Annotated in this window: 19 protein-coding genes; 3 read left to right on the forward strand and 16 right to left on the reverse strand. The window is 71.1% G+C overall.

Annotated elements, in window-relative coordinates:
• Window positions 1–129 precede the first annotated feature (129 nt).
• Window positions 130–753, reverse strand: coding sequence for a class I SAM-dependent methyltransferase (locus tag ABZT17_RS28465; protein WP_356352727.1), 624 nt, complete (start codon window positions 751–753; stop codon window positions 130–132).
• Window positions 754–892: 139 nt separating this feature from the next.
• Here ABZT17_RS28465 and ABZT17_RS28470 point away from each other — a divergent pair, with 139 nt between their 5' ends.
• Window positions 893–1,027, forward strand: a complete 135-nt coding sequence (locus ABZT17_RS28470) for a hypothetical protein (protein WP_356352728.1) — start codon at window positions 893–895, stop codon at window positions 1,025–1,027.
• Window positions 1,028–1,037: 10 nt separating this feature from the next.
• On the opposite strand, the gene ABZT17_RS28475 is transcribed toward ABZT17_RS28470, so the two are convergent.
• Entirely contained in the window at window positions 1,038–1,487 is a 450-nt protein-coding gene (locus ABZT17_RS28475; RefSeq protein WP_356352730.1) for a GNAT family N-acetyltransferase, read from the reverse strand.
• Between the two features lie 161 nt (window positions 1,488–1,648).
• On the opposite strand from ABZT17_RS28475, the gene ABZT17_RS28480 reads away from it, so the two are divergent.
• A complete protein-coding gene (locus ABZT17_RS28480) occupies window positions 1,649–2,605 on the forward strand; it encodes a lytic polysaccharide monooxygenase (RefSeq protein ID WP_356352732.1) in 957 nt (318 codons plus the stop codon).
• A gap of 58 nt (window positions 2,606–2,663) precedes the next feature.
• Here the strand turns inward: ABZT17_RS28480 and ABZT17_RS28485 are convergent, their stop codons facing one another.
• From ABZT17_RS28485 to ABZT17_RS28545, 13 genes are all read right to left on the reverse strand, one after another.
• Window positions 2,664–3,530, reverse strand: coding sequence for an alpha/beta fold hydrolase (locus ABZT17_RS28485; RefSeq protein ID WP_356352734.1), 867 nt, complete (start codon window positions 3,528–3,530; stop codon window positions 2,664–2,666).
• 237 nt (window positions 3,531–3,767) lie between these two features.
• The gene (locus ABZT17_RS28490) at window positions 3,768–4,742 is read right to left on the reverse strand and encodes a hypothetical protein (protein WP_356352736.1); all 975 of its coding nucleotides are present in this window, start codon (window positions 4,740–4,742) and stop codon (window positions 3,768–3,770) included.
• Entirely contained in the window at window positions 4,739–8,182 is a 3,444-nt protein-coding gene (locus tag ABZT17_RS28495) for a DNA polymerase III subunit alpha (protein WP_356352738.1), read from the reverse strand. Before ABZT17_RS28495 ends, ABZT17_RS28490 begins: the two co-directional genes overlap by 4 nt.
• 246 nt (window positions 8,183–8,428) lie before the next feature.
• Window positions 8,429–9,241: a slipin family protein gene (locus ABZT17_RS28500; RefSeq protein ID WP_356352740.1), complete on the reverse strand. Its 813-nt coding sequence runs from the start codon at window positions 9,239–9,241 to the stop codon at window positions 8,429–8,431.
• Between the two features lie 146 nt (window positions 9,242–9,387).
• On the reverse strand, window positions 9,388–10,287 hold the full coding sequence (locus ABZT17_RS28505; protein ID WP_356352742.1) for a S1 family peptidase: 900 nt from the start codon (window positions 10,285–10,287) through the stop codon (window positions 9,388–9,390).
• A 178-nt stretch (window positions 10,288–10,465) separates the two neighbouring features.
• Entirely contained in the window at window positions 10,466–11,275 is an 810-nt protein-coding gene (locus ABZT17_RS28510) for a DUF1684 domain-containing protein (protein ID WP_356352744.1), read from the reverse strand.
• Window positions 11,265–12,560, reverse strand: a complete 1,296-nt coding sequence (locus ABZT17_RS28515; protein ID WP_356352803.1) for an NtaA/DmoA family FMN-dependent monooxygenase — start codon at window positions 12,558–12,560, stop codon at window positions 11,265–11,267. The genes ABZT17_RS28510 and ABZT17_RS28515 overlap by 11 nt, the downstream gene beginning before the upstream one ends.
• Before the next feature lie 43 nt (window positions 12,561–12,603).
• Complete coding sequence (locus ABZT17_RS28520) at window positions 12,604–13,692, reverse strand: LLM class flavin-dependent oxidoreductase (RefSeq protein WP_356352745.1); 1,089 nt, start codon at window positions 13,690–13,692, stop codon at window positions 12,604–12,606.
• Window positions 13,693–13,753: 61 nt separating this feature from the next.
• A complete protein-coding gene (locus ABZT17_RS28525; RefSeq protein WP_356352746.1) occupies window positions 13,754–15,559 on the reverse strand; it encodes an FAD/NAD(P)-binding protein in 1,806 nt (601 codons plus the stop codon).
• Window positions 15,560–16,055: 496 nt separating this feature from the next.
• Window positions 16,056–16,652: an ATP/GTP-binding protein gene (locus ABZT17_RS28530; protein ID WP_356352747.1), complete on the reverse strand. Its 597-nt coding sequence runs from the start codon at window positions 16,650–16,652 to the stop codon at window positions 16,056–16,058.
• Complete coding sequence (locus ABZT17_RS28535) at window positions 16,636–16,992, reverse strand: DUF742 domain-containing protein (protein WP_356352748.1); 357 nt, start codon at window positions 16,990–16,992, stop codon at window positions 16,636–16,638. Before ABZT17_RS28535 ends, ABZT17_RS28530 begins: the two co-directional genes overlap by 17 nt.
• The gene (locus tag ABZT17_RS28540) at window positions 16,989–17,417 is read right to left on the reverse strand and encodes a roadblock/LC7 domain-containing protein (RefSeq protein ID WP_208785709.1); all 429 of its coding nucleotides are present in this window, start codon (window positions 17,415–17,417) and stop codon (window positions 16,989–16,991) included. The genes ABZT17_RS28535 and ABZT17_RS28540 overlap by 4 nt, the downstream gene beginning before the upstream one ends.
• Window positions 17,414–19,702, reverse strand: a complete 2,289-nt coding sequence (locus ABZT17_RS28545) for a nitrate- and nitrite sensing domain-containing protein (protein ID WP_356352749.1) — start codon at window positions 19,700–19,702, stop codon at window positions 17,414–17,416. The genes ABZT17_RS28540 and ABZT17_RS28545 overlap by 4 nt, the downstream gene beginning before the upstream one ends.
• 491 nt (window positions 19,703–20,193) lie before the next feature.
• Here ABZT17_RS28545 and ABZT17_RS28550 point away from each other — a divergent pair, with 491 nt between their 5' ends.
• The gene (locus ABZT17_RS28550; protein WP_356352750.1) at window positions 20,194–20,634 is read left to right on the forward strand and encodes a cell division protein SepF; all 441 of its coding nucleotides are present in this window, start codon (window positions 20,194–20,196) and stop codon (window positions 20,632–20,634) included.
• A gap of 85 nt (window positions 20,635–20,719) precedes the next feature.
• Here ABZT17_RS28550 and ABZT17_RS28555 read toward each other — a convergent pair whose 3' ends face one another.
• Window positions 20,720–22,327, reverse strand: a complete 1,608-nt coding sequence (locus tag ABZT17_RS28555; RefSeq protein ID WP_356352751.1) for an MFS transporter — start codon at window positions 22,325–22,327, stop codon at window positions 20,720–20,722.
• Window positions 22,328–22,390 lie beyond the last annotated feature (63 nt).

Genomic DNA, 22,390 nt, shown 5'->3' on the forward strand with positions numbered 1-22,390 from the left:
CGTACTGCCCTCCGTGCCCCCAGTACACGCTCACCCAGTACGAAGGCTTCCGCCCGGCACGCCGAGAGCACGCCCCAGACGCCGCCCGGCCCGCCCTCCGGGCGGACGACGGGACTTTCGCAACACGCCCTAGTCGCTCACCGCCACCACCACATACCGCTCGTCCGCGACCTTCTTCCCCCACAACGCGGACTCCTCCGACAGCCGCTCCGCCCGCACCCGCGCCCCCGCGTCGAGCGACGCGAGCAGCCCGGTGAGCACGTCGGCCGGTATACCGACCGGGGCGACCGTCCCCCACACCCCCTCCACCAGCACCAGCCGCCCACCCGGCCGCAGCAACCCCCACCACCGCCTGAGCACCCGCCCCGGATCGTCCAGCGCCCACAGCACATGCCGTACGAGCACCACGTCGAACCGCTGCTCCCCCACCGGCGGCGCCTCGGCGGCACCGAGCAGGAACACCGCGTCCCGCCCCGCCAGCTTGGCCCGCGCGAGGCCGATCATGGCCGGGGACCGGTCGACCCCCGTCACCCGGTGTCCCTGCTCGGCCGCGAGGAGCGACAGACTGCCCGTGCCGCAGCCGAGGTCGAGGACGTCGCTCGTCCGCTCCGGCAGCCAGCCGCGCAGCCGCTCGGCCCAGGCCTGCCGCACCCGGGGGTCGCGCAGCCCGTGATCGGGTTCGTCGTCGAAGGTGGCGGCCTCCGCGTCCCAGTCCACAGCCGCCCTGCTCAGCCCGTCCCTGTCGTTGGTCATGGGCCCAAGAGTGACACCCGCCACTGACAGTCGATTCGTGACAGCGACCACAGACAGACCCGGACCGATGAGTCACTCTCCCGAAAAGGGTCTACCTCCGTGAGAACACGGAACTCGGTGGGCACTGAAGGAGGCAGCCATGCGCCGGACCACTGTGCACAAGCCCCTGAAGAAGACGGACTCGCGCAGGGTCCGAGAAGAGGCCGACGAGCGTCCCGCCGGACGCCCGGAGGTGCGCAAGGACATCGCACGAACGTGGTGGCCGGACGGGTGACCGGCCCTGGTCAGTCGAGCCGCTTGCGGTAGTGGACGCGGTCGTAGGGGCCGTCCACGCGCCGCTCGACGATCTCGTAGCCGTACTTCGGGTAGATCCTCTGGTTCTCCCACATCATCGCGTTCGTGTGGAGCCGGACCTCGGGCAGACCCAGCGCACGCGCGCGTGCGTCCACGAAGTGCAGCAGCCGTCGCCCCACGCCCGTCCCCTGAACGCCGGGGTGGACGGCGATGTTGTCGAGATACAGATGGTCCTGGTGCTCCTCCAGCACCACGAGGCCGACCACGGGATCGCCCGTGACGAACACCCGCCCCGCGGCCACGTCAGCCGCGTGGTCGCGCTCCATGGGCCGCGGCACCACCCCGATGCGCTCGATGTAGTGGTGGTACGCGGCATCGGTCACGGCCTTCACGGCCGCCACGTCGGCGGCCCCCGCCGCCCGGATCTCGTCGTCCGCCATGCCGGACACGCTCCCTACCTGATCCCAGTCTCAGCACTCCCTTAACGCGAGCATAAGGATCTCCCTCCCCCGTCCTCAGCAGGCGATTTCCCGGTTTCCCGGGGCTAGCTTCTGATCACACCCCACGGGATTCGCCCAGGACCGTTCCGAGGAGATTCCGCATGCCCGCACGCCTCCGCAAGGCCGTGACGATCGCCGCCCTCGGCGCGAGTCCGCTCGCCCTGACCGCCCTCGCCGCCGCCCCCGCGTCGGCGCACGGCACGATGGGCGACCCGGTCAGCAGGGTCGCGCAGTGCTACGCGGAGAACCCGGAGAGCCCGAAGTCGGACGCGTGCGGGGCGGCGGTGGCGGCCGGCGGCACCCAGGCGCTCTACGACTGGAACGGCGTCCGCATCGGTGACGCGAACGGCCGGCACCAGGCGCTGATCCCCGACGGCAGGCTGTGCAGCGCGAACAACGAGGAGTTCAAGGGCCTCGACCTGCCGCGCGCCGACTGGCCGGCGACCGGTGTGAAGAGCGGCTCGTACACCTTCAGGTACCGCGTGACGGCCCCGCACAAGGGCACGTTCACGGTGTACCTCACCAAGGCCGGCTACGACCCCGCCAAGCGGCTGGCCTGGTCCGAGCTGGACCTGGCGCACCCGGTGGCGACGGCCACCGACCCGGTCGCCTCCGGCGGCTTCTACACCTTCTCCGGCACCCTCCCCGCCCGGTCCGGCAAGCAGCTCCTGTACGCGATCTGGCAGCGCTCGGACAGCCCGGAGGCGTTCTACTCCTGCTCGGACGTGACGTTCGGCGGCGGCGGTGACAGCACGGGCGGCGCTGGTACGACGAGCAGCGCGTCCCCCGCTCCCGCCGCCCCGGCGCCCTCCGCCTCCGCGCCGTCCGACGAGCAGATCGCGGCGGGCGCCGACAGGTCGACGGTCGAGCACCACGGCCACGGCGACCAGGACGCGTCGACGCCCGAGGCAGAGGGCACTTCGCCGCACCTCGCCGCGACGGGAGGCGGCGGCAGCACCCCGTACCTCGCGATGAGCGGTGCGGCGGCGCTCGCGCTGGGGTCGGCGGCGCTGTTCGCCTCGGTCCGTCGGCGGGCGACGGCCGGAGGCCGTCGGTAGACCCCACGGGGGGCGGGGCCTGTCCGGCGGCTCAGGTCGGACAGGCCCCGTTCGTGCGTCAGCTCAGCACCGACGCGCAGGTGGTCGTGGTGGCGTGCGCCGGGTCGAGCGCGTTGGCCACCTCGTGGAAGGCGAGCCGGTCACTGAGACCCATCAGGACGTGTTCGGAGAGGTCCAGCGAGCACAGGCTCTGGATGAGGACGTTGTGCACGTCGGAACCGCTCAGGAACTGACTCGTGTACGGCGTGACGACCTCGTCGTACTTGCTGGCGATGACGGTGTAGTGGACACCGGGGACGGTGTCGCCGCCGGCGTTGAGCTTGGTGAGGAAGGCCGACCCGACGATCTGGTCGGCGAGGCCCGGAACGGACGAGGACAGCAGGTCCGACGCGCCCGGGAAGTACGGCAACAGGTTGGTGAGGCCGTCCAGGTCGGTTCCGTGGTTGTCGGGTGCGATGCCGACCAGGGCGTTCACCTTGGCGGCTCCGCCGAGGAACCTCAGGTAGTAGCGGGGCATCATGCCGCCCTGCGAGTGGCCGACGATGTCGGCCTTGGCGGCTCCGGTGGCGGCGAGCACCTTGTCGACGAAGGCGGAGAGTTGCTCGGCCGACTTGTCGATGGGGCCGAGGCCGTAGAAGACGGGGACGCCGGAGAGCTGGCCGTAGTCGAGGGAGAAGACGCAGTAGCCGCGGCTCTCCAGGTAGGGGGCGAGGCCCAGCCAGTTGTCGACCGAGTTGCCGAGGGTGCCGTGGACCAGGACGACGGGGCGGGGGTGGGCTGCGGAGGGCTTGCAGGAGTAGTCGTTCCAACCGCTGCTGGTGCTGGTGCTGCTGTCGGCGGCCTGAGCACTCGTGGCACCGGCGACGACGACGGTGGTCAGCAGTGCGGCTGCGAGGGGTCTGAGCAGTCGTTTCCAGGGCAGCATCGTGTGATCTCCTTGCGGCTCAAGGGAGTTGCGATGGCCTTACGCCCTGTGATCCGGATCACGAAGGATGCTGTTCACTCGTCAAGTTACGGGCGAGTAGCGCAAGTGTGAAGTTACGCGTCAGTAAAAACTTCCAGCGGTAACCGACCCGCCAGTAGCCACTGACAAACAATCACCAGGCGGGCCTGACAGGACCATAAGCCGCGATAAACCCCAATCAGCGACACAACACCCGCACTATGCCGCCAGCGCCCCCGGAAAGACCGCCCCCGCCCCGAACTTCGCCCGCACCCGGTCCGTGGCCTCCTCGATACGGCGGGCCTTCTCGTCCACCGGGTCGAAGGTGAGCTGGTAGGAGGCCTGTTCGGCCGGGGTGAGGGACTCGGCGCGCAGGGCGAGGGCGCGGACCCGGGCGCGCTGGAGGCCGAGGGCCTCGTACATGTCGTACGCCGTCCTGGTCAGCGCGGCCGAATGGGCGGTGGGTTCCTTCAGGGTGCGGGTACGGGTCGTCGAGGTGCGGTCGGCGTAGCGCGCGGTGAGGGTGAGCGTGCCGCAGACCTTGTCCAGGGCGCGCAGCCGGGCACCCAGTTCCTCGGTGGCCGAGAGCAGGGCACGGCGATGCCGCTCCGGGTCCAACTCGTCCAGGGGGAAGGGACGTTCGGCGACCAGGGACCGGGAGATCCCGTTCGGGACGACCCGGCCGCGGTCGACACCGTTCGCCTTCTCGTGCAGCTCACGGCCCGTCTTGGCGCCGACCAGCCGCTGGAGCGTGGCGAGCGGGGCGGCGGCGACCCGCCCCAGGGTGTCGAGGCCGTACTCGGACAGGGTGCGGGCGGTCGCCGTACCCACGCCGGGAAGCGCGGCCACCGGCAGGTCCGCGAGGAACTCCGCGATGCCCTCCGGATCACCGGGAACCTCGCAGGTCATCCCGGGCCGGGCGGCCCCTCGCGCCACCCGGGCCAGCATCGGTCCCGGCCCGGCGCCGATCACACAGTCGACGCCGTACAGGGCGAGGGCGCGGACCCGGATCACCGAGGCCAGTTCGACGGCGTCCCGCCCGAAGTACCGTTCGGCACCGCGCAGATCGGCCAGTGCCCCGTCCGGCGGCAGCGCCTCCACGACCGGGGTGAACTCCTCCAGCAGCCCGAGCAGTCCGGGCAGTGCGGCCTCGTCCGCCGCCGGCAGCTGGAAACGTACGCACACGATGGTCATCCCGCACTCCCCGGGCTCTGGTGCCACAACTTCCGTACCTGTGAGGGCTCCTGACCCGCCGGCCGCAGATCGGCCCACGGGTTGAGTTCGTATCCGGTGGGCAGCTGGATGCGCCGGCCCCGCGCCGGATCACCGCCCGTCCCCTCCGCCACCGGTTCGGCCAGCCGCTTCGCCACCTCGTCCAGCCCGCCCTCGGCCCGCAGTTCGACCAGCTCGGCGAGGTTCCAGGCGGCGGCGCCCACCACACTCAGGCTGCGCGGACCGCGCCGCTGCACCACTCCGCGCACCAGCAGCAGCCAGGAGTGGAAGACGGTGTGGGCGCAGGCGTCGTGGGAGTCGTCGAAGAAGGCGAGGTCGACCAGCCCCGTCCCGTCGTCCAGGGTGGAGAAGATGACCCGCTTGCCGGACCGGATCGGTGGCGTCTGCGTGGCCGCCTTGGCCCCCGCCACGAGGACCGTCTCCCCGTGCCGGGCCTCTCGCAGCCGGCGCGCGGACACCACGCCCAGCTCCGCCAGGAACTCCCGGTGGTCGTCCATCAGATTGCGCGAGGCGTCCATCGACAGCACCCCCAGCTCGGCACTGAGCTTCTCGGCCTCCGACAGGTCGGGCAGCCCGGCGGGCGCGGTCCTGCGCCCGCCGGCCAACGGCAGTTGACCGCCACCCGCACCCCGGGCCCCCCGCTGCAGCTCGGTCAAGTGCAGTTGCAGATCACGCCGGTTGGCCCCGAAGTCGTCCAATGCCCCCACCTGCGCGAGCCGCCCCGCGAGCGGCCGGCTCGGCCGCGCCCGTTCCCAGAAGTCCAGCAGGGAGGCATAGGGCTGCCCCTCCGCGATCCGCAGCGCCTCGCGCTCGCTGATGCCGTACACATCGGAGAGCGCCAGCCGCAGGCCCCACACCTTCTCCGATCCCTCTGATTCAGACACCAGTTCGATCCGATGAGCGACCGCCGACCGGTTCACATCCAACGGCAGCACCGGCACCCCCCGCCGCCGGGCGTCCGCGAGCAGCAACCGCTTCGGATACATCCCCGGGTCATGCGTGAGCAGCCCCGCGTAGAAGGCGGCCGGATGATGGGCCTTCAGCCAGGCGGACTGGTAGGTCGGCACGGCGAAGGCGACGGCGTGCGCCTTGCAGAACCCGTACGACCCGAAGGCCTCGACGATCTCCCAGGTCCGCTGAATCGTTTCTGCGTCATACCCGTTCTCCGCCGCGTGCTGCGCGAACCACACCCTGATCCGCCCCTGCGACTCCGGATCGGACAGCCCGCGCCGCACCCGGTCCGCCTCGCCCCGCCCACAGCCGGTCATGATCGAAACGATGTCGATGATCTGCTCGTGGAAGACGACGACCCCGTACGTCCCCTTGAGCGGTTCCTCCAGATCCGGATGCGGACAGCGCACCGGCGCCCGCCCGTGCCGCGCCTCGATGAACGGCCGCACCATGTCGGCGGCGACCGGCCCGGGCCGGAAGAGCGAGATGTCGACGACGAGGTCGTGGAAACCGGCCGGCTGCAACCGCCCCACCAGATCCCGCTGCCCCGGCGACTCGATCTGGAAGCAGCCCAGGGTCTCGGCCGACCGGATGAGCCGATACGTGGCCGGATCACCGCCCTCCACCCCGTCCAGGTCGATCCGCTCCCCCGTGGCCCGCTCCACTTCCGCCACCGCGTGCGCCATCGCCGACTGCATCCGCACACCGAGCACATCGAGCTTGAGCAGCCCGAGATCCTCGACGTCGTCCTTGTCGAACTGCGACATGGGAAACCCTTCTCCGCTGGTCGGCATGACCGGCGTACGGCTCAGCAGAGAGGCATCCGACAGAAGCACCCCACAGGGATGCATGGCGACCCCGCGCGGAAGGGCGTCGAGCGCCTCGACCAGCTCCCAGAGCCTGCCGTACCGCTCCTTCTCCCCCGCCAGCGCCTTGAGTTCGGGCAGTTCGTCCAGCGCGGCGCGGGCGTCCCGCGCCCGGATGTGCGGAAAGGACTTGGCGATACGGTCGATCTCGGCGGGATCCATGGACAGGGCGGCCCCCACATCCCGCACCGCATGCCGCACCCGGTATGTCTCCGGCATGGCGACGGTCGCCACCCGCTCCTCCCCGAACCGCGCGATGATCGCGCGATAGACCTCCAGCCGGCGGGCGGACTCCACATCGACGTCGATATCGGGCAGCACGACCCGCTCCTTGGACAGGAAGCGCTCCATCAACAGCCCGTGCTCGACCGGATCGGCGTTCGCGATCCCGAGCAGATGGTTCACCAACGACCCCGCCCCGGACCCACGGGCGGCCACCCGGATCCCCATCCCCCTCACGTCATCGACCACTTGAGCGACCGTCAGGAAATAGGAGGCGAAGCCGTGGTGAGCGATGATGTCCAGCTCGTGATGCATCCGCTCCCAGTACGCACGCCTGCCGGCATACCCTCGCACCACCATCCCGGCCGCCGCCCGGGAGGCCAGCGCCCGCTGCGCCGTACGGCGCCCCGCGCCGACGAGATGCGGCTCGGGAAAGTGGACCGCCCCCATCCCGAGGTCGTCGTCGGGATCGACCAGACACTCGGCGGCGGTGGCCTGCGTCTGCTCCACCAACCGATGCGCGAGGTCCCGCCGGTATCCGGCCGCCTCCACCACCCGCTCGGCGACCCGGAACATGTCCCCGGCCCCCTTCAGCCAGGCCTCCCCCGAGTCCAGCCCCTTCCTCGGGTCGATCGGCACCAGCCGGCGGGCGGCGTCCAGGACGTCGGCGACCGGCCCAAGGCCGGGGTCGGCATAGCGGACGGCGTTGCTGAGCACCGGCCGTACACCCTGCTCGGCGGCGAGGCCGACGGTACGGGCGGCCAGCCGCAGCGACCCGGGACCGGTGCCCTCACGCCCGTGCCAGACGGCTTCCAGCCGCAGGGCGTCGCCGTAGACCTCGCGCCAGGGACCGAGCAGCTTCGCCGCCCGGTCCGGGCGCCCCGCGGCAAGGGCCCGCCCCACGTCGGAGCCGGGACCGAGCAGAACCGTCAGGCTGTCCCCGTGGTTGTCGGACCAGGACAGCAGAGGAAGGGCTTCGGCCGTGTGGGCAGCCGTGACCAGCCGGCACAGCTCGCCCCACCCCCGAGCCCCGTCACGGGCCAGAAAGGTGACCCGCGGCGTCGACTCGTCGATGAAGGAACCCCCGCGCACCGGAGTACGCCGCCGATCACGCCGTACGGGATCCCCCTCTCGCACCCGCGCGGGCGGCTCCACCGCCAGCTCGGCACCGAACAACGGCCGCACCCCCGCCCGCGCACAGGCCTTGGCGAACCGCACCGCTCCCGCGAGGGTGTCGCGATCGGTGAGGGCGACGGCGTCCATCCCCCGCTCGGAGGCCCGCTCGGCCAATGCCTCCGGATGTGAGGCCCCGTACCGCAGCGAGAACCCGGAGACAGCGTGCAGATGAGTGAAGCCGGACATCACCCACCTCCACTCTCGAACATCAGTTCCCGACTACCCCACCCCCACCATAGACCAAAAACCGAACTGCTGTGCGACAACCCTTCGCCCCTCCACCACCTGCGAAAACGCCCAAAAGGGTGCCGCGCGGGACGGACCGCAAGCCGCCCGCGGCGAGAACCTGGGGACGGCCGCGGGCGCTACACAAGCCCCCACCGAACCCGCACCGGCGCCGCAGGCATACGAGACGAGACCTCAGCCCCGACCTCAGCCCCGATCACGGTCCTCCTGCGGAGGCGGCGAGGGAACCGCCGGCACCCCCTGCTGCGCCCTCTCCAGAAACCGCAACAACTCCACCGGAAACGGCAGAACAAGCGTGGAGTTCTTCTCGGCCGCGACCGCCGTCACCGTCTGCAGCAGCCGCAACTGCAACGCGGCAGGCGTATCCGCCATCTGCTGCGCCGCCTCGGCCAGCTTCCTCGACGCCTGCAACTCCGCATCGGCGTTGATGACCCGCGCCCGCCGCTCCCGATCGGCCTCCGCCTGCCGCGCCATGGACCGCTTCATGGTCTCGGGCAACGACACGTCCTTGATCTCCACCCGATCGATCGTGACGCCCCACTCCACCGCGGGACTGTCGATCATCAACTCCAGCCCCTGGTTGAGCTTCTCCCGATTGGACAGCAGATCATCGAGCTCGCTCTTGCCGATGATGGACCGCAACGAGGTCTGAGCCATCTGCGCCACGGCGAACCGATAGTCCTCGACCCGCACGACCGCCTCCGCCGGCCCGGTCACCTTGAAGTAGACAACCGCGTCCACCCGCACCGTGACATTGTCCCGGGTGATCCCCTCCTGCGCGGGCACGGGCATCGTCACGACCTGCATATTGACCTTCTGAAGCCGGTCCACGAACGGCACGATCATCGTGAACCCGGGCTCCCGCACCTCGGGCCTGAGCCGCCCGAGCCGGAACACCACACCCCGTTCGTACTGCTTGATCACCCGTGCGGCAGCCATCGCGTACACCACACCGGCGGACGCGAGGGTCACTCCCGCCGCCACCAGCTCCTCGACCATTCCGGCCCCCAGAGGACTGAGCCATCCGTCCTTCGACGGTAACCCCGCCCCCGGGCAAGAGGGAGCCCCCGCACGCCACTTGCGTGCGGGGGCCACCGCAGCCGAGGCTCACACCGCGAAACCCCGGCCTCGTACGACCAGGACCGTCAGCCGACGCTCACACCGTAGTAGCTCAGCGCCTCGGTGACCGGCTGGAAGAACGTCGTACCACCGGAGGTGCAGTCACCGCTGCCACCGGACGTGAGCCCGTACGCCACGGAGCCGCCGTACAGCGGACCACCGCTGTCGCCGCCCTCGGCGCAGACCGTGGTCTGGATCATGCCGTAGACGACGTCGCCGCCACCGTAGTTGACGGTGGCGTTCAGCGCGGTGACCCGGCCGCTGTGCGTACCGGTGGTGGAGCCGCGACGGTAGACCGTCGTGCCGACGCTCGGTGTCGCCGCGCTGGTGATGGTCTGGCTGCCGACCGCGCTCGGGTGCGCGATCGAGGAGTTGGTGTAGCGGACCAGCGCGAAGTCGTTGGTCGGGAAGCTGTAGCCGACGTTGGTGCCCAGCACCGTGGAGTGGCTGGAGTTGGAGTACCAGGTCGAGGCGACCTCACCGCAGTGACCGGCGGTCAGGAAGTAGTACGTGCTCCCGCTGTGCACGTTGAAGCCGAGCGAACAGCGGTAGGAGCCGCCGTAGATCGCGTCACCGCCGGTGATCAGCGGTTTGAACTGGCCGGCCGTGTGCTTGATGGTGAGGGCACCGGAGTTGGCGCCGGCCTGCCGCTTGATCTTCGCGATCTCGGCCTTGGAGACCGTGCTGTCGACGGTGACGACCACACGGTGGGTCTTGCTGTCGACGGCCCAGGCGGTGCCCGGCACGTTCGCCTTGAGCACGGAGGCGTTGGCGCTCTTCAGCTGGGCCGTGCTGAAGGGTGTGGCGGTGGACGCGTTCGCGCTGGGGACCGCGATCGCGGCGGCGGCCACGAGTCCGGTGGTGACGGCGATCAGCCGGGTCCGTCTCGAAATGCCGCTGCGGGGGGTTGTGCGCTTGATCCTCACGTTCGTTCCTCCCAAGAGGAGTCGGGGGCCCGCGTGGGGTCGGGGCCCGTGAGGCGCAGCCAGGGACCTGATCGTCCGGATTCCGGACACGCCGTGCCCCTGACAAGCGCTTGCGGGGAGTATTCGGCCGAACGACCGGTAGGCGCAAGGGCGCCTTTCGGCCCCACCGCGCCCGCGTTCAGGCCAGATTCCGCTCCCCCGCCTCGATCGCCAGGTCCAGGGTGTTGCCCGGCGGCGGGAAAGGGCAGATGAAGTGGTCGGCGAAGGCGCAGGGCGGCAGCTGGGCGCGGTTGAAGTCCACGGTCGTCCACCCCTCGTCGTCCGGAGCGGCGGGATAAAGGAAGCGGAATCGATAACTACCCCTTCCACTCCCGCCGTTCTCGCCACCACCCTCCCCACTACCACGGTCGGCGAAGACCGCCCACAGCACATCCCCCTGAGCGGCGACCTGAAGCGTCAACTCCCGCCCCTGCACCGCGAAAGCCAGCTCGCCCGCCAGCCCCAGCCCTCGCTCACGCCCGTCCGCGTTCTCGACACGGACGACCCGGTCCTCGCCGTACGGCGTGAAACGCCCCCGCACCGACCAGCGCGGATCGTACGGCGTGGCGTCGATGCCCCGGAACGCGCGGCGCGCCTCGGCCGCCGGATCGAAGTCCCGTACGCCCCACACGCCTTCCCGCACCAGCACGACCAGCCGCCGCTCGCCGTACGCGACCCGGGCCGCGTCCACCGCACCCGCGTCGGCCTCCAGCCGCACCGCGCCGTCGAGAGGCTCTCCGTCGACCGTCAGGCCATCGGCCGCCACGGCGGTCAGCGTGACGCCGTCGCTCTCGGGCGTCCAGATCCCCGGGATGTCCGGAAGTCGCCCGTCCGGATGGTCCTCGAACCAGTAGGTGCCCGTCAGCGCGAGCGGCCCGTAGGGCGCGGAGACGGACTCCACGCGCCGCTCGTGCCACTGCTTCCACTCGAAAGCCTCATCAATCGCCATATGACCAAACCTTCCGTTCCGGATCGCGCAACCCAAGATGTGAGCGCAGAGTGGCGCCCTGGTACTCCGTGCGGAACACCCCCCGCTCCTGCAGCAACGGGACCACCCGGTCGACGAACTCGTCGAGCCCGCGCGGGGTGATCACCGGCTGCAGGATGAACCCGTCGGCGGCGTCCTTCTGTACGAACTCGTCGAGCTCGGCGGCCACGGCCTCCGGCGTCCCGATGAAGGACTGCCGGGCGCCCGCCTCGATCACCGTCTGCCGGATGGACAGCCCCTTCTCCTTCGACAGGGCCCGCCACTTCTCGGCGATCACCCGGGTGTCGCCGCGCCGGGTGCGCCCCTGTGTGATCCCGGCCCCGGCCACCGGATCGATCTCGGGAAGCGGCCCGTCGGGGTCGTACGACGACAGGTCGACGCCCCAGATCTGCTCCAGGGCGAGGATCGCGTTCTGCGGGGAGACCTGCTGCCGGCGGAGCTCGGCGGCCCTCTCCCGCGCCTGGGCCGCGGTGTCGCCGAGGACGACGGTGACTCCGGGCAGGATCTTCACGTCCCCGGGCTCGCGGCCGTACTTGGCGAGCCGGCGCTTCACGTCGGCGTAGAAGGAACGCCCCTCCTCCAGCGAGCCGTGCCGGGTGAAGACGACGTCGGCCGAGGCGGCGGCGAACTCGCGCCCCTCGTCCGAGTCGCCCGCCTGGATGACGACGGGGTGTCCCTGGGGCGAGCGCGGCACGGTGAACTCGCCCGCGATGTCGAAGTGCCGGCCCCGGTGGGCGAAGGGCCGGGAGATGCCGTCGGGGGTCCAGGAGTCCCACAACTTCCGTGCCACGTCGAGGAACTCGGCGGCCCGGGTGTACCGGTCGGCCCGGTCGAGATAGCCGCCGCGGCGGAAGTTCTCACCGGTGAAGGCGTCGGAGGAGGTCACCACGTTCCAGGCCGCCCGGCCGCCGCTGAGATGGTCCAACGTGGCCAGTCTGCGGGCGAGTTCGTAGGGCTCGTTGAAGGTGGCGTTGACGGTGGCGGCGAGGCCGAGGCGTTCGGTGACACCCGCGAGGGCGTTCAGCACGGTGAGCGACTCCGGCCGCCCCACCACGTCCAGGTCATGGAGACGGCCCTTGTGCTCGCGCAGCCGCAGCCCCTCGGCGAGGAAGAAGAAGTCGAAGAGTCCGCGCTCGGCGGTGCGGGCGAGATGCTCGAAGGACGAGAACTCGATCTGCGACTTCGACCGCGGATCGGCCCATACCGTCGTGTTGTTGACGCCGGGGAAGTGCGCCGCGAGATGCATCCGCCTGCGCCCGTCGCGTCGTACGGTCATGACGTTCCCCCTGTCACGACGCTCCCCCGGTCCCGGCCGGCACGGCGTAGCGGTTGGCGGGCCGGGCGAGGCCCAGGTGCTCCCGGAGCGTGCTGCCCGGGTAGAAGGTGCGGAACAGACCGCGGTGCTGGAGCAGCGCGACGGTGCCGTTGACGAGCCGCTCCAGGTCCCGGCGCGGTTCGGTGGGTGTGAGGTGGAAGCCGTCGACGACGCCGTCGGCGTGCCAGGAGGCGATGAGCTCGGCGAGGTCGACCGGGCCGCCCCGGTACAGCGGTCCCTGCGCGGTCTGCCGTGGGCCGCCCCCGCCGTGGCCCCGCTCGGCCGCGTGTTCACCGTCGCCGAGGTCGACGACGATGCTCGCGAGGACCCGCGGGGTGCCGGGGGCACGGCCGAACTCCGCCGCGGCGGACCGGAGTCGGTCGCGCACCGCCGCCGCCTGAGCGGGGCTCGCGGCCCGTATCAGGGCCACGTCGGCGTACCGGGCGGCGGTGCGCCGGGCGGGTGCGTCGGTGGCGTCGACCACCCGGACCGGGTGGCCCTGCGGCGGCCGTGGCACGATCGAGGGGCCCTTCACCGTGAAGCCGGTGCCCTCGAAGTCGACGTGGTGCAGCTTGTCCCGGTCGATGAAGCGGCCGGTGGCCACGTCCCGTATCTCGGCGTCGTCCTCCCAGCTGTCCCACAACCGCGCGGCCACATCGGCGACTTCACCGGCCTCCTGCCACAGTTCGTCGGCGGGCGCGGCGTGCCGGCGGCCGAAGAGGCGGGCCTCTCCCTCGCTGGTCGACACGTCGATCCGCCAGCCGGCCCGGCCGCGGCTGGCCGAGTCGAGGGTGGCGACGGCGGCCTGCACATGGAAGGGCTCGGTGTGCGTGGTGGTGACGGTGGGCACCAGGCCGACGCGGCTGGTGGCGGGCGCGACCCGGGACAGCACGGCGAGCGCGTCGAGGCCGGGGCGGGCGAAGGTGTCGTCGAGGGTCACGAAGTCGAGCCCGCCGCCCTCCGCGAGCCGCGCCAGCTCGACGTAGGAGCCGGCGTCGTGGGCGGCCTCCTGATCGATGGCGGCGGCCAGGTGCAGCAGCCCCCGCCCGGGGGATGAGGTCATGAGGGGAGATCCTCTCGTTCGAAGACGGCTTCCCGGCAGGCGCGTTCGCACCGCCGGGAGGTCACGCGGCCGCCCGGGAGGCGAGTTCGGCCAGGAACCGCAGCACGGCCCGCGCCGCCCCGTCGTTCTGCCGGAACGCGGGCCCGCCGGTGCGCGGCCGGGTGAAGGCTCCGGGCGTACGTCCGTCGGTGAACGGGCCGAGCGCGAAGCGCCGGGGATGCGCCCGGCCGGCCCGGTCGAGGATCCGCCCGTCGTCCGGCCGCACCCGCAGCAGCCCCTCCGGTGTCTCGGCGGCCCCGTCGGCGCGCAGCTCCCTGAGCAGCCCGTCCCGCGCCCGCTCGACCGTCGGCTCGGGCAACCGCGCCTCCACCAGCGCCCGCGCCTCGACGAAGGCACCCGGCACGGTCGCGCTCGACGCCCGGAACACCCCGTCCTCGGCGGTGACGGCCATGTCGGCCCCCAGGAACCTCAGCACCCCGGCCCGGGACAGTGCGAGCATCTGCCGCAGCCGGGGCCCCGGCGGCCCCGACGCCAGATAGCTGAAGAAGCCGTGCCACCAGGGCCCGATGTCCCCGAGCCTGATGAGCTGCCCGTACACCGAGAGCAGCCCGAGGAAGACCGCCAGGTCGGGGCTGTACCGGGCGTCATGACGTCTGCTCAGGTCCTGCTCGACGTAGGTGCGCAGCCCGTCCTGGAACGCGTCGAAGGAGCCGTACCGTATCCCCTCCAGGGGATGGTCGAGCGCGACGAGGTCCAGCCGGTCGGCCGGATCGGGCACCGCGGACGCCACCAGCGCCTGGATCTCGGCCGCGCTCCCGGCGGCGTACTTCTCCTCGAAGTCGTCCCAGGCCATGTCCGTGCGTTCCGGGTGCACGGTGAACAGCCGGTGGTAGTGGGCGAAGCCCAGCTCCTTCTCCACCAGCGGCCACACATCCCGCCGGAACTCGAACCCGCCTTCCCTGCCGAGCAGTTCGTCCACCTCGGCCGGACCGAAGAACCGTGGCAGCGGCGGCCGCTCACCGCTCCAGTCGTAGCCGATCTTCGAGTGGTACGGCACTCCGCGCCGCGACCCGACGTGGAGCACCGGCTCCCGCCCGGACGGCACATAGGTGTCGCCCTCGTACCGTCCGCCGCGTCCCTCGGTGAGCAGCACCATCAGGTCGACGAAGGCGAGCCCGAATCCGCGCACCAGAACCGGCTCACCGGCCCTCAGCGCGGACAGGTCGCTGTCGGCGGTGTAGTCGGGCGGCAGATGGACCAGCCCGTGGGCCTCGGCGTAGGCCGCCAACGCGCGTTGCTGTTCGTCGAGTTCGGCGTCCACGTGACCGATGGCGAGGACGACGAGGTCGGCGAGCAGCGGTCGCGGCCGGCCCTCCAGCCACACCTGCTGCCGCCCCTCGCGCGGACCGCTCACCCGCAGGGCGCGCCGGGGATGGTGATGCACGGTGACGGACGGCGGAAGCGCCGCGACGGCCTCCTCGTGCACCCAGCTGAGATACGCGCCCTGCAGCTGCCGGTCCGCGAAGACCCGGCCGTCGATACCGGCCCACTCGTGCAGGGTGGGCCCCTCCCGCACCGGGCCCTCCATGACCACCGTCTCGTCGGTGAACATGGTGGTGTCCTCGGCGTGCGAGTTCATCCACAGCAGCGGTGACTGCGCCGCGCGCCAGATCCGCCCGGCGCCCGGTGGGTAGGGGTCGACGAGATGGATGTCGAGGCCCTGGCCGTCGTACAGCTCGGGGGCGTTGGCGGCGATCCGCTCGATGAGACCGGTCCCCCGCGGCCCGGCCCCGACGATCACCAGGGAAGCCCTCGGCTCGGGTGGGTACGGGAGTGCCGGGACGCCGGCCAGGGTGTCGGAAGACATGCGAAGGCTCCGTGACTCAATGGGTCGAACACGGGTGGATGCCTTCACACGGACGCGCCGCGCGGCGCGATACGGCCGAGCCCCTCAGCAGGGCCGTCCGTCGACTGTACGGCGCCGTTTCCCCTCACTGTCAAGGTTGTCCAGGATGTGAGCGGCACGTCTCAGCTCAGTTGACGCGGAACCGGATGCCTGTTCCACTTGGCCCATGCATCCACAGCAGTGGCTGGTCACGCGCTCCCACATCGACTTCGGTCGAGTGTGGTCCTCTTCCTGTTGAGCCGACACCACTGCGCGCCCGCGCCCTGACCCCTTGATTCCTCATGGGGCGGTCCCCGCGCTCTCCACGCTCCCAGGCCTTCACACGCGCACCCCCTCCCTCCCCTCGCGTTCCTCCAAGCCCGCGGTCGCGCCCGCGCCCCCAGTGGGGGCGCGGGGGCTGTACCGCCATGCGGCTCCGCCGCACGGGCACGGGCGACCACAGACCGCCCGCACACGACTAACGCACCATGGCCACCCGCTTCTTGGGCGCGGCCCGCACCCCGATCACCCGGTCCATCAAGGCCCCGAGCACATCCCGCACCGAAGCCCGCTCCCGGGCGTCACACTCCAGCACCGGCACATCCGCCCCGAGTCCCAAGGCCTCGCGCACCTCCTCCAGCTCGAACCGCTCGGCGCCATCGAAGCGGTTCACCGCCAGCACGAACGGCGCTCCCTGGGACTCGAAGTAGTCGACGGCCGGGAAACACTCCTCGATCCGCCGGGTGTCGGCGAGGACCACCGTCCCCAGCGCCCCCTCCACCAGGTCGTCCCAGAGGAACGAGAACCGGTCCTGCCCGGGCGTCCCGAACAGATAGAGCGCGATGGTCGGATCGAGCGTGATCCGGCCGAAGTCCAGCGCCACCGTGGTCGTCGTCTTCGACTCGATCCCTTCCAGCGAGTCGACCCCCACGGAGACCTGTGTGATCGCGGCCTCCGTGTCCAACGGCTCGATCTCCGAGATCGCCCCGATGAACGTGGTCTTGCCGACTCCCAGCCCCCCGCTCACCACGATCTTCACGGCGAGCGGCACGATCCTGTCAGAGCGCCCGGACATGGTCCCTGATCCTTTCGAGCATCTGGAGCGGCAGCTCCGCGGGTTGCCGGCAGTCGAGCCGGCCGGCCACGACGAGGTCGGAGACCAGCACCTTGGCGACTCCGAGCGGCACACCGACCCGCGACGCCACCTCGGCCACCGTCGTCGGCTCCTGGCACACCGCGACGATGTGCCGCCGTTCGAACGTCAGCGTGTCGTCGGCCGCACCGACGGCGACGACCAGCGTCTCCAGCCGCAGATCCGCCTGGAGCGGCTCGGCCCGGCCGCCGGTGATGATGAACGGCCGGACGAACGTCGCGTCCTCAACCGCTTCTACGTCCCTGGGGTGTTCGCCGTTCACCGCGGCAACGCCTGCCGCAGATCGGCGATGAGCGTGGGGGTGAGCAGATCGCCCGCCCGCTCGGCGAGCACGGCCATCTCATAGCCCACGAGCCCCAGTTCACCGCTGCTGTCGGCGAGCACTCCCAGACAGCTGCCGTCCCGGATCGCGGAGACGAGCAGAAAACCCCGGCCCATCTCGATCATGATGAGTTTGACCCCGTCGAAGCCGTACCGCTTGGACGCGCTGCGCGCCAGGCTGGACAGCCCCGACACGATCGCGGCGAGATGGTCGGCCTCGGTCCGCCCGAGCCCGTCCGACACGGCGATCAGCAGTCCGTCGGAGGAGACGGCGACCGCGTCCCGTACCCCGTCGGTGCTCCGGACGAAGTTGGCGAGCAGCCAGTTGAAGGTCTGCGAGTCGTTGTGGGCGTCGACGGTGGTCACTGGGCGTCACCCTCACTCTGCGCGGCGGACCGCTGCCTGTCCCGTTTCTCCAGTTGCTCCCTTTTCTCCTTCTCCACGCTGATACCGCCCCGCATATGGGCGCTGCGCAGGGTGGAGAGCATCCCGGAGATCTCCTCGGGGCTGCGGTCCGGCATCGGCTCGGCGGGGGCGATCCGGCCCTGCTGGTCGGTCTCGTGCACGGCGTCCGCGATGGCGCTGCGCTGCGGCCGCTTGACGAGCCCGTTACGGGTACGGGCGGCCGACGTGCCCTTGCTCTCGCTCACCTTCGCGTCCTCCTCCTTCTTCGCCTCCGCCGCGACGGTGACCAACTCCCTTTGCGGCTTTGCCTCTTCTTTGCGCGGCGCGGGGAGTGCCGGTGAGGTCCTGCCCTGCGGGGGCTCCGTCAGCAGCGCCACGGGGATCAGCACCCGCGCCACCACCCCGGCCGCCGGCGCCTCCCCGAGCCGCACCTCGATACCGCACTTGCGGGCGAGGGCGCCGACCACGAAGTGGCCGAGGAACCGGGTCGGTTCGGCCATGAAGCTGGCCGTCCCCGACAGCCGTACGTTCGCCTCGGCGAGTGCCTGAGTGTCCATGCCGAGCCCGTGGTCGACGATCGCGACCAGATATCCGGCGCTGGTGCGCCGCCCCTCGATCTCCACGTCGGAGTCCGGCGGCGAGAAGCTCAGCGCGTTCTCGATCAGCTCGGCCAGCAGATGGGCGACCTCGGCGACGACCGAGCCACTGATGTGCGCGGGCTCGACCCGCCGCAGGTTGACCCGGCGGTACTCCTCGACCTCGGACAGCGCGGCACGCAGGACGTCGGTGAGGGCCAGTGGGGTGGCCCAGGGCCGCGGGCTGGACTCACCGGCGAGCACCAGCAGGCTCTCGGCGTTGCGGCGCATACGCGTGGCGAGGTGGTCCAGCTCGAAGAGGTTGGCGAGGGTCGCCGGGTCGGCGTCCTCGTGCTCCAGCTTGTTGATGAAGCTGATCTGGCGGCGTACCAGGTTCTGGTTGCGGCGGCCGAGGCTGACCAGTGAGTCGGTGGCGTTGCGGCGCAGCACCGCCTGCTCGGTGGCGAGGTCGAACGCGGCCCGCTGCACCCGGTCGAACGCCTCGGCGACATCCCGCACCTCGGCGCCCGCCCGGCCCGACAGGACGAGCGGAGCCGGCGCCTCGGGGCTCTCGCCGGAGTCCGCGTCCTGTACGGCGGCCACGGCGCGCGGCAGCCGTTCTCCGGCCATCTCCCGCGCCTGCTGGGCGAGTTCGGCGAGCGGAGCGGAGACGGACCGTACACAGTCCAGGGCGAGGGCGCCGAGCGCCCCGACGGTCACCAGGGCGAGCAGCAGGAAGAGCAGCAGATCCCGCTGGGCGGCGCTCTCCAGCCCGGCGGCACGGTTCTCGACGTCCGTGCCGAGCCGGATCTGCACGTCCCGCAGTCCGTTGATGGTCGAGGTCGTCGCGTCCCACCAGGCCATCGGCCCGATCCGCCGCGCGCTCAGCTTTCCGCCGCCGCGCACCGCGACGCCCTCGTACGCCAGCATGCGCTCCGCGTCGGGCGTGGTCATGGCCGCGTTCAGGCGGCGCTCCTGGACGGCGGTGGCCGAGCGCGGGAAGGTGGCGAGGGCGGCCTGGCGGGAGGCCCTGATCTCCATGAAGCGGCTGTAGTCGGCGCCGCGGAAGCGGCCGCCGGAGGCCCGCACCGAGCCGAGCACGATGGCGCGCTCCTCGCCGGTGAACTCCTTCGCGTTGCCCAGGATCTGCAGGGCCTGGTAGGCGTTGCGCAGCGTGCCGTCATGGACCTCGTCGAGGCCGAGGTCGAGCCGGTCGAGGACGGTGATCGTGGTGGTGAAGTAGTCGAAGGTGTCCTTCACCACACCGGTGCGGTCGTCGGCGTGCCGGCGGATGCCCGCCAGCCCGTCGAGCCGCCCGAGCGACTCGCGCACGGAGCCGGCGGCGCTGTCGTCGCGACTCCTCAGTTCCGTGTCGAGCGCGGTCCGCGCGGCGTCGGTGGCCTTGCGCTGAGCAGGCAGTTTGGCCCTGAACTGCCAGACGCCGCCCACGTATCCGGTGGTGAGACCGCGCTCCTTCTGCAGCTCGTGGACGAGTCCCTGGAGGGTGATCTCCAGCCGTGCGTTGTCCTCGGTGGCGGCGGCGTTGCGATACACGGAGATCTGTTCGGCGGCCGCGAGACCGAGCAGGGCCAGCAGGACCGCCAGGGCGAGGATCAGGATCCTCAGCAGCCTGGCGCGGATGCTGGTGGTTGCTTTTGCTGTGTCGTCCACTGAAGTGCCTTATATGGGGGGCGATTTGGGACAAAGGCAGAAATGGTTCTGCTCCTGGCCAACGACCCTCGCGAGGCACCGGTCACCGGATCATGTTTTTGTTTTACGTTGCGGAAACAGGATCTCCACGAATCACCAGGTGACCACCGGCCCCGGCACCGGCCGTGCGTACTCCGTATACGACACCCTCAGTAACGGCCACCGCGATCGCCGCCCCAGCCGACACACCGTCAGCTCCCGTGTGCGACACGGCCCGCGGTTCACCCGTACGCCCCATCCATCACCCGTACGCCACGAAGAATCATATTTCACTCACAGTCAGCAGCGGTGTACGACAGGACCCTTGGGGCACCCGGGCTCTCGACGTATTCGCTGTGCACCAGTACCGTCACAAACCCCCCGCGCGGCGTCTATCCACTTGGCGCGCGATCCACATCATGGATGACCATAGGGATGCGTAAGCAAGAAGACCGCTGTGAGAGGAGGCGTCCATGGGATCGGTACGCAAGGCGAGCGCCTGGCTTGGCCTCGTTGACGACAACGATGACGAGCGTTACTACGACGACGACTACTCCGAAGGGACCGAGCAGCCCGGGGATGCCTGGGTCACCGACCCCAGGGTCAAGGTGGCCTCGGACGTCGCCGAGGAGAAGGGCCGCCGCATCGGCACGGTGACTCCGGACAGCTTCCGGGACGCGCGCGCCATCGGCGAGCTGTTCCGTGAGGGCGTTCCGGTCATCGTGAACCTCACGGCCATGGAGGCGTCGGACGCCAAGCGCGTCATCGACTTCGCGGCCGGTCTGACCTTCGGTCTGCGCGGCACCATCGAGCGTGTGGCCAACCGTGTCTTCGTGCTGACTCCCTCCAACACGGAGATCGTCAGCGGTGAGCCGGCCGCGCGCCGGGAGGACGGTTTCTTCAACCAGAGCTGAGGCAGGGCCGCTCACCGGCCCTGCCCCCGCTTCCGGGGTCAGGGGAAGGCATCGGTGAGCGCCTTGCCCGGCACGCGTGCCGGGGCTAGGCGGAGACGCGGGATTCGGCCACCTCCCGGGGGGCGGGCAGCTCCACCGGTCCGCCGACCTCCCCGCACTGCATGACCCGCGGCAGCCGCAGCGCCATCACGGCCCCGAGCAGCAGCAGTCCCGCGCTCACCAGCAACGTCACATGCAGGCCGTGCACGAAGGAGTCCCGAGCGGCCCGGCGCAGTGCCACTCCGACGGACCCGCCCAGACGCCCCGCCACGTCGTACGCCTCCCCCAGCGAATGCCCCGCCGCGGTCGACGCCGACGCCGGAACCCCCGGAACCGACGACAGCCCGGGCGCGTACGCCGCGTTCATCACGCTCCCCAGAAGCGCGATCCCGATGCCCGCTCCCAGCTGGTACGACGTCTCCCCGATCGCGGCCGCCCCACCGGCCTGCGCCGGCGGAGCCTCGCTCAGCATGGACTCGTAGGCCCCGAAGAGCGTCGTCTCCAGGCCGAAGCCGAGCAGCACGAACCCGAACACCAGCAGCCCCGGATTGTCCGTGCCGCCCATCGCGGTCAGCATCAGCACCGCGCCGGCCGTCAGACAGAACCCGAAGCAGACCATCAGCCGCGGCCCGAAGCGCCGCAGCATCCGCGCCCCGGCCAGCCCCGCCGCCATCGCGGCGAAGGTCAGCGGCAGCAGCCGTAGACCCGTCTGCAGCGGTGACAGCTCCAGTACCAGCTGGAGGTACTGCGCCGCGATCAGTTCGAGGCCCACCAGGGCGAGCATCGCCAGCACGATGCAGCCCACCGACGTGCTGAACGCCGGGCGCGCGAACATGCCCAGATCCACCAGGGGATGCGCCCGCCGCCGCTGCCGTCGTACGAAGAGAACCATCAGCACGGCGCCCACCGCCAGCGGTGCCAGCGTGAACACGCTCAGCGGCGGCTCCCCGCCACCGAGCCGCTTCACGCCGAGCACGACACCGAAGAGACCGGCCGCGGCCATCAGCGCGCCGACCACGTCCCAGGGTCCGTCGGCCGCGCCCTTCGACTCGGGCAGCAGCAGCCGCCCCACCGGCAGACTCACCAGCATCAGCGGGATGTTGACCAGGAAGACCGAACCCCACCAGAAGTGCTCCAGCAGGAAGCCGCCCAGCAGTGGTCCGACCGCCGCGCCGACCGCGGCGACCGCGCTCCACACGCCGATCGCCAGCGCCCGCTCGCGCCGGTCGGGAAAGACCTGCCGGAGGATCGACAGCGTGGCCGGCATGATCATCGCACCGCCGACGCCCAGCAGCGCCCGCGCGAGGATCAGGACCTGGGGGTCGTGGGCGAGGGCCGCGACGCCGGAGGCGACGCCGAAGAGGCCGTACCCGAGCAGCAGGATCCGTCTGCGGCCGACGCGGTCGCCCAGCGTCCCGAAGAGGATCAGCAGCGAGGCGCAGACCAGTGGATAGACGTCGACGATCCAGAGCAGCTCTATCGCGCCGGGCTTCAGGTCCTCGGTGACCGCGGGCACCGCCACGTGCAGCACCGTCGCGTCGACCGCGACCAGCAGCAGGCTCACACACAGGACGACGAGGACGACCCAGCGGTTGGCACCGGCCCCGGCCGCCCGACGGCGCAGCGCAGCGGCGGCCGTGGTCGTCCCGGACATGTACGTACCTCCCAGATGCTTCCTCGCGTTCGGCGGGCACATGGGGTGGGGACTCCCCATGAT

The sequence above is a fragment of the Streptomyces sp. NPDC005648 genome (assembly GCF_040605395.1).
Classification (GTDB): Bacteria; Actinomycetota; Actinomycetes; order Streptomycetales; family Streptomycetaceae; genus Streptomyces.

What these genes read in the sequence shown, in the direction of transcription:
- ABZT17_RS28555 (WP_356352751.1), bottom strand. Translation starts at nt 22,327, where the DNA reads ATGTCCGGGACGACCACGGCCGCCGCTGCGCTGCGCCGTCGGGCGGCC.
- ABZT17_RS28465 (WP_356352727.1), bottom strand. Translation starts at nt 753, where the DNA reads ATGACCAACGACAGGGACGGGCTGAGCAGGGCGGCTGTGGACTGGGAC.
- ABZT17_RS28470 (WP_356352728.1), top strand. Translation starts at nt 893, where the DNA reads ATGCGCCGGACCACTGTGCACAAGCCCCTGAAGAAGACGGACTCGCGC.
- ABZT17_RS28480 (WP_356352732.1), top strand. Translation starts at nt 1,649, where the DNA reads ATGCCCGCACGCCTCCGCAAGGCCGTGACGATCGCCGCCCTCGGCGCG.
- ABZT17_RS28550 (WP_356352750.1), top strand. Translation starts at nt 20,194, where the DNA reads ATGGGATCGGTACGCAAGGCGAGCGCCTGGCTTGGCCTCGTTGACGAC.
- ABZT17_RS28525 (WP_356352746.1), bottom strand. Translation starts at nt 15,559, where the DNA reads ATGTCTTCCGACACCCTGGCCGGCGTCCCGGCACTCCCGTACCCACCC.
- ABZT17_RS28490 (WP_356352736.1), bottom strand. Translation starts at nt 4,742, where the DNA reads ATGACCATCGTGTGCGTACGTTTCCAGCTGCCGGCGGCGGACGAGGCC.
- ABZT17_RS28485 (WP_356352734.1), bottom strand. Translation starts at nt 3,530, where the DNA reads ATGCTGCCCTGGAAACGACTGCTCAGACCCCTCGCAGCCGCACTGCTG.
- ABZT17_RS28500 (WP_356352740.1), bottom strand. Translation starts at nt 9,241, where the DNA reads ATGGTCGAGGAGCTGGTGGCGGCGGGAGTGACCCTCGCGTCCGCCGGT.
- ABZT17_RS28495 (WP_356352738.1), bottom strand. Translation starts at nt 8,182, where the DNA reads ATGTCCGGCTTCACTCATCTGCACGCTGTCTCCGGGTTCTCGCTGCGG.
- ABZT17_RS28475 (WP_356352730.1), bottom strand. Translation starts at nt 1,487, where the DNA reads ATGGCGGACGACGAGATCCGGGCGGCGGGGGCCGCCGACGTGGCGGCC.
- ABZT17_RS28510 (WP_356352744.1), bottom strand. Translation starts at nt 11,275, where the DNA reads ATGGCGATTGATGAGGCTTTCGAGTGGAAGCAGTGGCACGAGCGGCGC.
- ABZT17_RS28515 (WP_356352803.1), bottom strand. Translation starts at nt 12,560, where the DNA reads ATGCATCTCGCGGCGCACTTCCCCGGCGTCAACAACACGACGGTATGG.
- ABZT17_RS28520 (WP_356352745.1), bottom strand. Translation starts at nt 13,692, where the DNA reads ATGACCTCATCCCCCGGGCGGGGGCTGCTGCACCTGGCCGCCGCCATC.
- ABZT17_RS28530 (WP_356352747.1), bottom strand. Translation starts at nt 16,652, where the DNA reads ATGTCCGGGCGCTCTGACAGGATCGTGCCGCTCGCCGTGAAGATCGTG.